The organism is Ruegeria sp. BG7 (assembly GCF_056535685.1).
Window position 1 is genome coordinate 78,913 of the sequence record NZ_JBQFIU010000003.1, and the last position, 12,243, is coordinate 91,155.

Below are 12,243 nucleotides of genomic sequence, written 5' to 3' on the forward strand. Positions count from 1 at the left end.
TGATGATGAAAGGCGCAGGTCGATGGGACATGATCTTGACAGGCTCATAAGGTTCATCACCCGCGATGACATTTGGCACGAGCGGCTTGCGGATGTCCTGGAAGAGCATTTTCTGCCAGCCCTCGAGACATTCGATCTCGACTTCGAAGTGCTGGGCGAAGTGCTTGGCGACGATTGGCCAATAGTCCTGAGGGGTGGCGGGCTGGAAGATCTGCTGGGCAGGACATTCGGACCGGCTAGTGAAAACGCTGCTGATGTCTATCTGAAGCGACAGGGATCGAAGGAGAGTGCCCAGACCCGAGCTTATATCGCCGGATTGCGGGACGCGCCGGTCAGCCTTTATGAGGTCAGCAAGATCGTACCAGGCAAATCGATGGTGCTGACGGATCTGCTCTCAGACGCGGACCCCGTCACCGTTCGGGAACACAGTGCTACGCAAATGTTGCAGCAATGGGACCGCATCGCTGTTCGGATCGTCCCGCAGGGCGATCACAATGTAATCTCAGGCGCACTGCTTCCGTTCAACGCCGATGCCGTTGCGTTCTTCGAAGATGGGCTTCGGTCCGTCTTGAAGCTGAACGCTGATGATGACCTGAGACTGACGCAGGACCAGTTAGGGCGCTCTGCACCACTTTTTGCCAATGCCTGGCTCTTTGCACATCTGCCAAACCTGCTGGATCCGGTACCACCGCAGATCAGCAACAGCGATGGCGACGACCTGATCTTCCACGAGCTGCGCTTCCCGCTTGTCACCGGGGTTACACAAAACCGGGTTTCAGAGAGACTGTTGCAGGCCGATGAACTCGTGGCCTCGGGTCAGAAAGAATGGACGTGGCTGGCTTTGGACAACGCAAGCCGTCCGCGACGCGGGACCGGCCTGGTCCTGGACAAGTCGATGTCTGGCGCTGCCGTCCTCGGGTCTCTGTCCCTGAAAGGCAGGGCGCTGACGCTATCTGTAGATTCAGTCGCGCGTGCGAGACGCGGCGAAGCATACATCCTTGAGCTGCTAGGTGATCTGGTGAAGCCGCCGCTGACAGCGATCCAGACCGTCGAACAGATGATGGCAGAGGAAAAACCGGAGACCGGACTCGCTGCAGATGAGGACATCCCCCCTGCCCTAGCCCGGCAACTCGCCCAGGAGTATCTCGATCAGCATTACCGTGAGACGCTCGACCAGCCAATCCCGGCGCTGGGAGACAAGACCCCGCGCCAGGCCGTTCGCAGTGCCAAGGGTAAGAACAAAGTCATTGACTGGTTGAAGACAATTGAGAACCGCAGTGCCCGACAGACAGGCTCGCCCGTTGCAGACTATGATTTCGGCTGGATGTGGGACGAGCTTGGGCTGTCAGAATACCGGAAATAATCCCGCGCGGTGCTGAGACGTGGTCCGTGTTCGGGCATTCGGTCTGCAGAGAAACTGCCGCCACAGCGCGTCTCGGAACACCCGAAGTTTCTTCACAGGCTCGGCGATCGTTAAGAAACAGACCAATCCCGGACGGGTTCTATTGCGCCCCGGTGATATTTACCTTGCCCACAACCTGGGCGCCGCTTTCGGTTTCCATCATCCTGGCCACGACATCGGCCTGAACTTGTGCGCTCGAGGCAAGCTTCAGATCGTCGCAACTCAAGCTGCCATTGTGCTTGCCTTCTATCGTGATCTGCTTTGCTGACAACGCGCCATCTACAGATCCGCCCAACTGAACGGTAATCGCGTCAGCACTGACATCCCCAACCACATTGCCCTTGACGTCAACACCTCCTCCGTTGGAGCTGACATTGCCTTCGATTGTCAGGTCTTCTTCAACTATTGAGTTGGCCACGTTGAGATCCTCTGCTTGAAACAACGGCGACCCTAAGATGCAAGTCGGGATTTGACCACCTGCAGGGAAATTGACTTGATCACAGGGCGAATATCCGCCTCTAGCGACGGATATTCATGTCGGACCGCCGTACTCGGCAGCAGAAGTCAACGCGGAGCGTACAAGGCAGCTGCGCGCAGAAGGCTGACTTCAAAAAGCCCTGCGTGCATCTTCAGACCGGCGCACAAATCTCAACAATTGTTTGAAATAGTCGCCGTGATAGGATGAACGCGAGGAACCAACAGCCGTTGCTGTTCTTGTCTGATCAGGTCAGGTCTTCGACACGCGCGTCTGGCGCATTTCGTTTTACAGACTCAATTCCATTATCCCGAGCGGATGCACTGGTATAGCTCTCGCTGGTGCCGATCACCTGACCATTGCTGGCTTTGAGGTTAAACATATACCCGCCTGACTTCGTCTCCTTACGCTCGTACCGGTCGTCATTTGGCGCATTTGTCTTCACTGACTCGATACCGTTCTCGGCACTTGCTTTTTGTACATAACCTTCGCTGGCCAAGATAATCTCGCCATTTCCGGCTTTAAGCCGAAACCGGAACTCTCCCGCCTTGTCTTCAAAGATCTCAAATTTCCCAGCCATGTGATCTACCTCTTTATAGTTGAACAAAAATTCGACACGACGTTGCTATGTTCACCGGTTCGTCACAAGGCAAAAAAACAAAAAAAACTATGTCATCCAGTTGGTGAGTTTAGAAACAGCGCCCATAGTTTCAAACTAGTTGCTCAGAAAAGACGGAAAAGGCGCTGCGTTTTCGTCAGTCCGGTTTGGTCCAGCCCTGTTATGACCGCATCGAACGCAGATCACTTTTCCACATCTTCGCTACAAAACAGATCGTACAGGACCTCCACAATCGCCGAAACTCGTTCGTCCGCAATCCTGTAATAGATGCTTTTCCCGTCGCGCCTTGACTCAACCAAACCAGAGAGGCGCAGACGTGAAAGCTGCTGGGAAGCTGCTGCCTGCCGCATGGAGAAGGTGGTTTCGATTTCGCTGACAGATTTCTCACCGCCAAGAAGCAGGCACAAGATCTGCAAACGGCCGTCATGCGCCATGGCCTTTAATAAATCGGTCGCCTCAAGGGCGTTTTTGCTGAGATCGGGTTTCAAGTGGCGCTCCCAAAAGAACGATAAATCTTGATATCACGAACTCTAAGCACTGTCTCGACACGGCGAAAAATTCGCCGATCACCGCCCAACCAGTGGATTGGTTCCGATAAAACTACGCCCGCTACGGGAAACTCAGCAGGAACTTACAAATTGAAAACTTCACTGAACATGAAACGCTCACGCTAGGCCCACTCCGGACCTTCATCGAATACAGCCACGCCGTGGTGCAGCTCACCAAACCTGTCATTCGCCGCATCGTTGATGCTGGTTGCAGTTATCCTCTTCCTTTCTGTGCATGTTCCCGCCTGGTAAAAGGGTCTAGCACGAAGGAGAGCCAAAGATGATCGGATCGCATCGCATAAAAGGAGCCTGGGTCCTAGGGCTCCTGCTGACACTCGCCGCACCGGCACGGGGTGGTCCCGCTGAGGACGCCCTGATCGCCGCGATCGAAGCTCTTGATATCGCGGGCGTCGAGGCCGCACTCGCCCGTGGCGCCAATGTGGTCGGGGGCCCAGAGGTAGAGAGCCCCATCGGCGCCGCGCTCGAGCTGCTCTGGGGCCCTGTGGAAAATCTGGATTGGTCCGTAACGCTCGACGCGAACGAACCGCGCCTTGTCATCGTACGTGCGGTGATGCGGACGGCGCGAAGCTGCTGGGGCGACCGGCAGAGCCTCACGGGCACGGTCCAGGCGGGCCTGAGGCTCGGCCAATTCAACGAGGAGACAGGCTATGCCACGAGCTGGGACGTCTGGATCGACACGCCCGACGGACAACAAGTCCCGCTCTTGTTTTCGAAGTTCGAAACCGAGTTCCACCACAACCGAGATCTGCAGCTTCCCCTAGGGGCCGAGGTTGAGGTGACAGGTGTGGTCTATGAGAACCAGAATGTGGGCCCCATCCTCGAAGTGGAGGCTGCAACGATCTTGGTGCCCGGCCCGATTCGAGCGCTGGACGACCCAGGGGTGCCGAGCCTGCCGCTTCTACTCAATTCAACCGGCGACGAGGCGTTCGAGAAGACCTGGATACGTGACATGAGCCAGAACAAGAAGTTCAGACCACTCCTCTTCGACGCGATCGACCGACAGCAGCACGGGCTCTACGAGCTTTTCGCCACCAAAGCGCTGCTGCCCCACTATGCCGGCCAGATCAACGCGCTGGGTCAGACGCCCCTGATGGCGGCCGCCTGGCGCGATGATCAGACGATGGTAGAGCGGATCATTGCGATATCGGACCCCGATGGCCTTAACCGTGCCGATGTTTACGGACGTACCGCGCGCTGGTTTGCCGCCGATCTAGGCCACGAAGAGATCTTGGCGCTGCTCGATGCTGCCGGCGCGCGGTCCGGCACGCGGGCTTGTTGGGAGTAACGCGCCCGGCTTAGATACCCTCATCCCGGCCTCGAAGCCCATCAAGTGTTTCGCATTTCTGAGCGAGAGGTTTACTTGCCTTAAACGCGAGTGCTTGTGATGCGCACTTCGTGCCAACCCAGAAAATCATAGATATCAGGATTGCTGCCGTTCCCCACCGCGCCGTGCATTCACTGCCTGCTAGGGACTAGAAGAGGACCTCGGACTCAGTGCAGCGTCTGAGCGTGTCACGGATCTTCTTGCAGAAGTTCGCGGCCCAAACCCGCCGTTGATCTTGCAAAGCCGCACCTGCAGTGCGGCCGCCGAAGCTGCCGTTAACAATGAAGCTAGATTGCGATATTCTTGTAACCATGCTCGATTTGGATGAAGCCAAGTCAGTGGAAGTGAACGGCACCGTTCTTGCGACCTTCGAAAAGGGTGAAGGCGAGCCCCTGGTTTTTGTGCACGGCAGCGCCTCGGACGTGCGCACTTGGTCCCAACAGCTTGGCGTTTTCTCGGAAAACTATCGCACGATTGCCTACAGTCGACGCTATCATGTCCCGAACGCTCCGATACCAACCGATGCCAGGGACCCAATCCAGGTGCATGTGGAAGATCTGGCGAGTTTGATCAAAGTGATGGATGCAGGACCAGCGCACGTCGTGGGGCATTCGTGGGGCGGCCTTGTTTCACTCTTAGCGGCCAAGCAGGTGCCGGAAATGTTCCGCAGCCTCGTCCTCATTGAACCGCCTGCTGTCTCAATGCACGTGAGTATTCCGCCAAAGCCTGCCCAGTTGATCGGCCTTTTGTTCTCTGCGCCCCGGCTTGCGTTTGACATCATTAAGTTTGGCATAGGTACCGTAGGCCCATCTGAAAAGGCGTTTCGGACCGGCGATGATGAGTTGGCCGTTGAAAAGTTTGGCCGAGGGGTTTTGGGTGACAGATACTTCGAGGCGCTATCGGAGGAACGATACGCTCAAGTTTGGGACAACCGAGGGCCTGACAGAGCCCTCTCACTGTATCATGGCTTCCCCGATCTTATCGGAACATCGTTTTCGGATATCCATATGCCGGTCCTTCTTATAGGCGGAGGTGATAGTCCGCACTTGTTCAGGCTGCTAATCAATGGACTTAGCGAACGGCTGCCTGATGCACGTGTCGAAATCATCGAAAATGGGTCACACATCATCCACGAGGACGCACCCGCAACCCTGAATGCGAGGATCAAAGAATTCCTTGCCAGCGGCGGCTGAGGGGGCTGACAGCAGACCCAATAGCGACTGCGGCAAGCCCTGCCCCATGTTCAAACGCCTTCGAGGACCCACCCGTATCCAATTAAAGCAATAGATAGATAAACTCATTCTATCATTGGCGGCGGTGTAACGTCTTCGCCGATCTACCGTTCAAAGTTCTCTGAATTGTACGCTCTATCAACGCCGTCACCTGATCAGGTGTTTCAATCGAAGAGGAATGGCCAGCTCCCTTGAAAACAACCCATTCTGAGGTTGCGATTAAGTTATGTATTCGATGTGATTTCTCCGGAACCGTTGCGATGTCTTCGTCTCCGACGCCAATACCGACCGGAACCTTTATCTTCCCAAGCAGTTCGGCGCAGCCTTCTCTGGAAATCACACCTTTGACCGCCCGTGTGATCCCGATCCGATGGCTGCTCACAATTGCCTTTGACCACCTTTTCCTTTCTTCCGCTCGTTCTGGATCGGCAAGAAAAGAGCGACCGAACATTATTGGCATGACCTGATTGATGGCGGCCCATAATCCGATCCATCGCGCCACAAAGTTCAAAATTCGATATTTGGGAGCATTTTTTGGCTCTTCAGGATCAGCACTGGTTTCAAGCAACGTCAGCGATTTCAAAAGGCTTGGTTCACGAGCTGCCAGTCTCATGCCCACGAACCCACCCATGCTCAGGCCGACAAAATGGCAAGGTGCCGCGTCCAGGCTTCTGATTAGTTCTGCGGCATCGGCGGTCAGCGAGTCGATATCATAACCACTTTCGGTCACACTGCTTTGTCCCTGACGCCTATGGTCGTACGTGATGCAGCGAAAGCGGTCCCTCAAGTGAGCGACCTGCGTTTCAAACATGGCCCCGCTGAACAGAAGGCCATGCGAGAATAAGACCGCTTCGCCTTCGCCACCAGTATCTTCGTAGTAAATTTTCGCGCCGTTCAGAATGGCTGTCGGCATGATTTCCCCCGTCCAAACAGACGAACAGATTTTAGCACGACCTTTATACAAATGCATGCTGCCACAGCCGACTTCCCTTGTAGACTCGAGCGCAGAACTTGGAACCGTCTCAGCATACATCCCCGCCCTATTCTCAAGGACATAAACAACCGGCCCAAAGCCGCCCTCGGCCAAGTCATTAAACGCCGCAGTGCAGCTTCCCCATAACAGACGTTCGCGCATCATCAACTTTTGGAGTTGTAGAAAGGCAATAATGACAACCGATCAACTTCTACTGGCGCGCCAGAACCTGGCTGGGAAGCTCTCCAAACAATGCCCTGAATTGCGCGGAAAACCGACCGAGCTCCCAAAAGCCAAATCTGGTAGCAATTTCAGTTACGCTTACATCCGCACCATTCGATTGTGCCAGATGGCGTCTGACCTGCGTCAACCGCCAGTTTCGCGCATATGCCGCCGGAGAGATATCCAGAACCGAATGAAAGGCGCGATGCAAACTACGCCCTGACAGGCGCAGGTCCCCGCAGATCTCCTCCAGGCTGACGGCGCGATGCGAGTGTTGCCAGATGTACTCCTGTGCTTGCCGGACAACCCGCTGAGGGTCCCTGAAAGCGACATGGCGTAGTTGTTCCAGGCCGACGGCGCCATCGAAATTATACAGAAACGCATCAATAATCTCACGCCTTGCAGATGCTGCGGCTGACGGAATGGAGATCGAATGTCGTGAATCTGTCAACGCCGCTTCGATTGATTGGCTGGTCTTCAAAAGATGTCGCATCGCGTTAATCGATCCCCGATACATTTGCCCCCTGCGCCAGAACTTCCGCGGCAGCCGTATTTCGTGGAATTTGGCACGTTCACGAATGTCGTCCAGATCGGCTGATATTGTCAGATAGCCGGACTGGCCTGAATACCTTGATGCATGCTCTGTCATAGCCGGGAACACTCCGACATCGCCTGTACGGGTGGAGGTTGACCACTGCCGCGATGTGTCGTTGGCCTCCAGTAATACGCCAAGCACAAGTCGGTCCTGCGACAGCGGTCCGTTGATAGCCAGCGACCCGCTAAGTCGCCCGATGGTCAGATCTGAACCTCCAAGGTCCGCAAAGGTCAGCTTTCCCCTGACCGCACCCTTGCCAAGTTGTGTAGGTTCAACCGACGCGCCTTTGACGCCTTCCTGCATGGCTTCTATGCCGTTCACGGGCAAAACCCGAACGGTATCGGCCATCATGTTCGTGGTGTTTTCCGTCATTGCGTCCCCTCGGGCGGACCGGGATCCCGTCGGTCAGGCCAGAATCGCATATTGCAAACTACCTCATCATTTTATCATCACAGCGTTTTTCGTGCACGAGGTATGATCATGATATGGTCCCGGATAAACCGCTTAACCTGTTTCCTTCTCGTTACCGCGATCGCGTCAGGTCCGGTTGTCGCCCAAGATCACACTCTGCACGAAGACAGTGTAAAGGAGGTATTGGGGACCGAGGAATTCTCCCCCTATGCCGGGCGCAATTTCCCAACGCTACCCATGTGGGGTGATACGCATCTGCACACCATCGTCTCCGTTGATGCGGGAACCATGACCCGTTTGACACAGGAAGATGCTTTTCGCTTTGCGCGCGGTGAAGAGGTGATCACCACTCATGGATTGCGCGCCAAGCTGTCGCGTCCGCTGGATTTCGTGGTCATTGCCGATCACGCCGAAATGTACGGGCTGATGCCACAACTATTGAAGGGTGATCGGGAGATTCTGGCGACAGAGACCGGTAAGCGATGGTACGATGCGCTGACCAGCGGTGATGACCAAAGGGCCTTTGACACTGCGATGGAAATTGTCGGCACATTGTCCGATGACGAACCTCCGATTGAGAGTGGCGCGGCTGTCAAGAATGCCTGGCGAGAATACACCGCACTGGCAGACCGTTACAACGAACCGGGCCGTTTCTCGGCTGTGATCGGGTACGAATACACCACCAATGGTGGCAACAACCTGCATCGCAACGTGATCTTTCGTGGAGATGCGAACGAAGCCAATCAGACGCTGCCATTTTCACAATATGACAGCAAGAACCCCGAAGACCTGTGGCGCCATCTGGCCGCGTTCGAAGAGCGCACCGGCGGCGATGTCATTGCCATTCCGCATAACGGAAACCTCAGCAACGGGCGCATGTTCGATGTGGAAAGCTTTGACGGCGGCCCTTTGACCGACGAAATTATTCGGCTGCGCAACCGGTTCGAACGGCTCTACGAGGTCACCCAGATCAAAGGCACAGGCGAGGCACATCCGATGCTGTCGCCTGACGATGCCTTTGCGGATCAAGACATCTGGGACCGGTCCAATCTGGACGGTACAGAGCTGAAAGAGCCGGACATGCTTCAGTATGAGTACACCCGTGAAGCCCTGAAGAACGGCATGAAGCTGGAGGCCCAGTTTGGAGTGAACCCGTTCAAGTTTGGTCAGATCGGCAGCACCGACGCCCATAATGGACTGACCGCAGTCGAAGAGAATAATTTTTTCGGCAAGCATTCCGGCGTCGAGCCAGAACCGCATCGCTGGAAGCATACTGTGATTGAGGCGCCTGACCCGGATCTGTCGATCCTTGGCTGGCAGCAGGCAGCAGGCGGCTATGCGGCGGTCTGGGCTGTCGAAAACACGCGCGAAGCCATTTTCGATGCGATGAAGCGGCGCGAGGTCTATGGCACAACCGGCTCTCGCATGCTGGTTCGATTCTTTGGGGGCTATGAATTCTCCGGGGAAGACACACTCAGCCGTCTGCCGGCGGATATCGGTTACGCCAAGGGCGTGCCGATGGGAGGGGATCTAGCGCAACCTCGGGAGGGCCAGGTGCCGTCCTTTTTGGTGGCTGCCCTGCGCGATCCCCTCTCGGGCAATCTGGACCGCATTCAGATCATCAAGGGCTGGATCGACTCCGATGGAAACGGACAGGAAAAGATCTATGACGTGGTCTGGTCCGGGGATCGGGAACCAAACGAAGATGGAACAGTGGGTGATGTCGGCAATACGGTCGACGTGACCAATGCCACCTGGACCAATACCATCGGGGCCCCGGAACTGATCGGTATCTGGACGGATCCCGACTTTGATCCGGAACTGCGGTCCTTCTATTACGCACGGGTCATTGAAATCCCCACGCCGCGCTGGACCGCCTATGAAGCCAAGCGCTTTGGCGTCGAAATGCCACCCGAAGTGCCGATGGTTACAACCGAACGCGCCTATACGGCCCCGATCTGGTATACGCCCGGCTGACGGCCCAATGCCGACATTTGCTTCATCAAACAACGCTGCAATGCGGCTTCCGCAAAGCGGTCATTGTGGCTCGGCCGCACTCATCAGCTCACGAAGCAGCCTTTTATGCGTCACTCCCGTCATCTGGCTCACGTTGAAGCGCATAAACGAGTTCTTGGACCGGGTCGGACTGAAGACATTTCCCGGGGCAAGCACAACGCCTTGTTTGAGAGCTTCCCGTGCCAGCAGGGCCGAATCCCTTCCGTCTGGCAGCTCACACCATAGGTAAAATCCGCCCTTGGGATACACGAAGGGCTTGATGTTTAGGGTGCCCAACTCATCGATAGAACGCGCGCGGGCGCGATCCAGTTTGGCCCTCAGCGTGTCCATATGTTTGCGGTAGCTCCCATCGGTGAGGGCTGCGTGCAGCAATTCTGACACCATCGGGCTCGGCCCACCAAAGCTGATTGCGACCTGAAGGTCGATCAGGGCGGCAATCCAGCTAGGCCTGGCAGCTATGTATCCGCATCGTAGCGACGCCGAAAGCGTCTTGGAGAAGCTGCCAATCGTAAGAACACGGTCCAGCCCATCCAACGCGGCTAGACGCGGAGACAGGCCCGGCTCGAACTCAGCAAAGATAGCGTCTTCCACGATAAGCAGATCATGGGTCTCGGCCAGAGATAACACGCGATGCGCGGTCGCTGCTGAGAGCGTCGCGCCAGTTGGATTGTGCAATGCCGAGTTGGTCAGATAGAGTCGGGGACGCTCTTTGCGTAGAACGCTTTCGAATATCGTGAGATCGGGACCATTGGGCGTGTAGGGCACACTAACAAGTGCGACCTGATGCGCACGCAAGAGGGCTTGAAAATTGAAATAGCACGGATCGTCCACCAGAACTGTATCACCCGGCTTGAGCAGCAATCTGCAGATCAAATCCAGCGCTTGTGACCCAGAATTTGTAAGCAAAACGGTGTTTGGGTCGACGTCTATGTTTTGATCGCCCAACATGCGTGCCACGTGTTGGCGCAGGCCCGCGTGCCCCTTTGCATTGCTATAATCGGTCAACACATTGCTGTTGCCCCGTGCCACATTACGCATGGCCCGACGCAGTGACGCCAGAGGCATCCAGTCTGACGGCATCCACCCGCATCCGGGCTTCTCCATGCTGTCTTCTGCATCAATGGATTGCCGAGCGACCCAAAGCGGATCAATCTCTCGCTCAAGCTGTGGCCCGGTTTGCGACACGACAAAGGGCTGAACGCGGTCGGAAACAAAGAAACCAGAACCGCGTCGGGCAAAGATAACGCCCTCAGCGGCCAAGACGTCGTAGGCCTCAACTACGGTCGAGGGTGAGACGCCCAATCTACGTGCGAGCACCCGGACAGACGGCAGCTTGGTTCCTGTGCTATATGTACGAGACCGTATCCTGCGTGTGATATGGTCCATCACGAGTGTGCGACGGGTCGCTTTGGCCATGGTACAATCAATCTGTTTGGGTTCATCTACCGTTACAGTTCGAGTGAACTGTACTGTTCTGTATCTGCATTTACTACAGCGCTTCCACTACAAGATCCAAAAAGGATTGTGTGGCGATGACGTCTTCATTTTCGGGTTGGGGCAGTGGATTGATCGGTGTGCTGATCTTCAGTGGATCCTTGCCCGCGACACGAGTGGCCATAAATGGATTTGACCCTCTTTTTCTGACCTCGGCTCGTGCCGTGCTGGCGACAGCTCTAGCACTGTGTTTGCTGGTCTTATTCAAACAGCTTAAACCTTCGCTGGCGGATCTGGGATCCCTCATAACAGTGGCTTTGGGCGTCGTGATCGGCTTTCCTCTGCTGACAGCCTTGGCCCTTCAGCACATCACGGCTGCGCATTCAATCGTCTTCATCGGGCTTTTGCCCTTGAGTACCGCTGCATTTGGCGCGTTGCGCGGCGGCGAACGTCCGGCCGGAATGTTCTGGTTGTTTTCCGTCTTGGGGAGTGCGGCCGTCGTTGGTTTTGCCCTCACGCAAAGTGCAGAAGTGTCCCTGATTGGAGACCTGTTTATGCTGGCGGCCATCCTCGCCTGCGGATTGGGCTACGCCGAAGGGGCGCTGCTCTCGCGTCGATTGGGCGGCTGGCAGGTGATTTCCTGGGCGCTTGTCTTGTCATCACCGTTCATGGTCATTCTCGCAATCTTCACATGGCCTGACACATTTGCCGATTTGAGCATGCCTGTCTGGCTCAGTTTGGGATACGTCTCCATTTTTTCGATGCTGGTTGGATTTGTGTTTTGGTATCGCGGTCTGGCTCGCGGGGGCACAGCAGGTGTTGGGCAGCTACAACTGCTTCAGCCATTTTTCGGCTTGATCCTTGCAGCGGCCTTACTAGCGGAACCGGTCGCGCCTTCGATGATCGGGGTAACGGTTTTCGTCGTGATTTGCGTGGCCGGTGCGAAGCACTTCGCGTAACGGGACAAAGCA

General features: G+C 55.9%; 11 protein-coding genes. 5 read left to right on the forward strand and 6 right to left on the reverse strand.

Translation table 11 applies throughout. From position 1 onward, the window contains the following. Window positions 1-22: 22 nt before the first annotated feature. Window positions 23-1,363 carry a DUF7986 domain-containing protein gene (locus tag ACR3EH_RS21440; RefSeq protein WP_171676780.1) on the forward strand — a complete coding sequence of 447 codons (1,341 nt, stop codon included), beginning with the start codon at window positions 23-25 and terminating at the stop codon, window positions 1,361-1,363. A gap of 139 nt (window positions 1,364-1,502) precedes the next feature. Here the strand turns inward: ACR3EH_RS21440 and ACR3EH_RS21445 are convergent, their stop codons facing one another. The 3 genes from ACR3EH_RS21445 to ACR3EH_RS21455 form a co-directional block, all read right to left on the reverse strand. Beyond that, window positions 1,503-1,820, reverse strand: a complete 318-nt coding sequence (locus ACR3EH_RS21445) for a bactofilin family protein (RefSeq protein ID WP_171676782.1) — start codon at window positions 1,818-1,820, stop codon at window positions 1,503-1,505. 304 nt (window positions 1,821-2,124) lie between these two features. Then, the gene (locus tag ACR3EH_RS21450; RefSeq protein WP_171676784.1) at window positions 2,125-2,457 is read right to left on the reverse strand and encodes a YegP family protein; all 333 of its coding nucleotides are present in this window, start codon (window positions 2,455-2,457) and stop codon (window positions 2,125-2,127) included. Window positions 2,458-2,678: 221 nt separating this feature from the next. Further along, window positions 2,679-2,984: an ArsR/SmtB family transcription factor gene (locus tag ACR3EH_RS21455; RefSeq protein ID WP_253762237.1), complete on the reverse strand. Its 306-nt coding sequence runs from the start codon at window positions 2,982-2,984 to the stop codon at window positions 2,679-2,681. 340 nt (window positions 2,985-3,324) lie between these two features. On the opposite strand from ACR3EH_RS21455, the gene ACR3EH_RS21460 reads away from it, so the two are divergent. Together ACR3EH_RS21460 and ACR3EH_RS21465 are read left to right on the forward strand one after the other, a co-directional pair. Continuing rightward, a complete protein-coding gene (locus tag ACR3EH_RS21460) occupies window positions 3,325-4,350 on the forward strand; it encodes an ankyrin repeat domain-containing protein (protein WP_171676786.1) in 1,026 nt (341 codons plus the stop codon). Between the two features lie 320 nt (window positions 4,351-4,670). After that, on the forward strand, window positions 4,671-5,582 hold the full coding sequence (locus tag ACR3EH_RS21465) for an alpha/beta fold hydrolase (protein WP_480634877.1): 912 nt from the start codon (window positions 4,671-4,673) through the stop codon (window positions 5,580-5,582). Between the two features lie 112 nt (window positions 5,583-5,694). On the opposite strand, the gene ACR3EH_RS21470 is transcribed toward ACR3EH_RS21465, so the two are convergent. Together ACR3EH_RS21470 and ACR3EH_RS21475 are read right to left on the reverse strand one after the other, a co-directional pair. Further along, complete coding sequence (locus ACR3EH_RS21470) at window positions 5,695-6,756, reverse strand: alpha/beta fold hydrolase (protein ID WP_216601679.1); 1,062 nt, start codon at window positions 6,754-6,756, stop codon at window positions 5,695-5,697. A gap of 49 nt (window positions 6,757-6,805) precedes the next feature. Continuing rightward, entirely contained in the window at window positions 6,806-7,783 is a 978-nt protein-coding gene (locus ACR3EH_RS21475) for an AraC family transcriptional regulator (RefSeq protein WP_171676790.1), read from the reverse strand. 108 nt (window positions 7,784-7,891) lie between these two features. Here ACR3EH_RS21475 and ACR3EH_RS21480 point away from each other — a divergent pair, with 108 nt between their 5' ends. Then, on the forward strand, window positions 7,892-9,799 hold the full coding sequence (locus ACR3EH_RS21480) for a DUF3604 domain-containing protein (protein WP_171676792.1): 1,908 nt from the start codon (window positions 7,892-7,894) through the stop codon (window positions 9,797-9,799). 60 nt (window positions 9,800-9,859) lie between these two features. Here the strand turns inward: ACR3EH_RS21480 and ACR3EH_RS21485 are convergent, their stop codons facing one another. Then, the gene (locus ACR3EH_RS21485; protein ID WP_171676794.1) at window positions 9,860-11,254 is read right to left on the reverse strand and encodes an aminotransferase-like domain-containing protein; all 1,395 of its coding nucleotides are present in this window, start codon (window positions 11,252-11,254) and stop codon (window positions 9,860-9,862) included. Window positions 11,255-11,370: 116 nt separating this feature from the next. Here ACR3EH_RS21485 and ACR3EH_RS21490 point away from each other — a divergent pair, with 116 nt between their 5' ends. Then, entirely contained in the window at window positions 11,371-12,231 is an 861-nt protein-coding gene (locus tag ACR3EH_RS21490; RefSeq protein ID WP_171181573.1) for a DMT family transporter, read from the forward strand. Window positions 12,232-12,243: the final 12 nt, after the last annotated feature.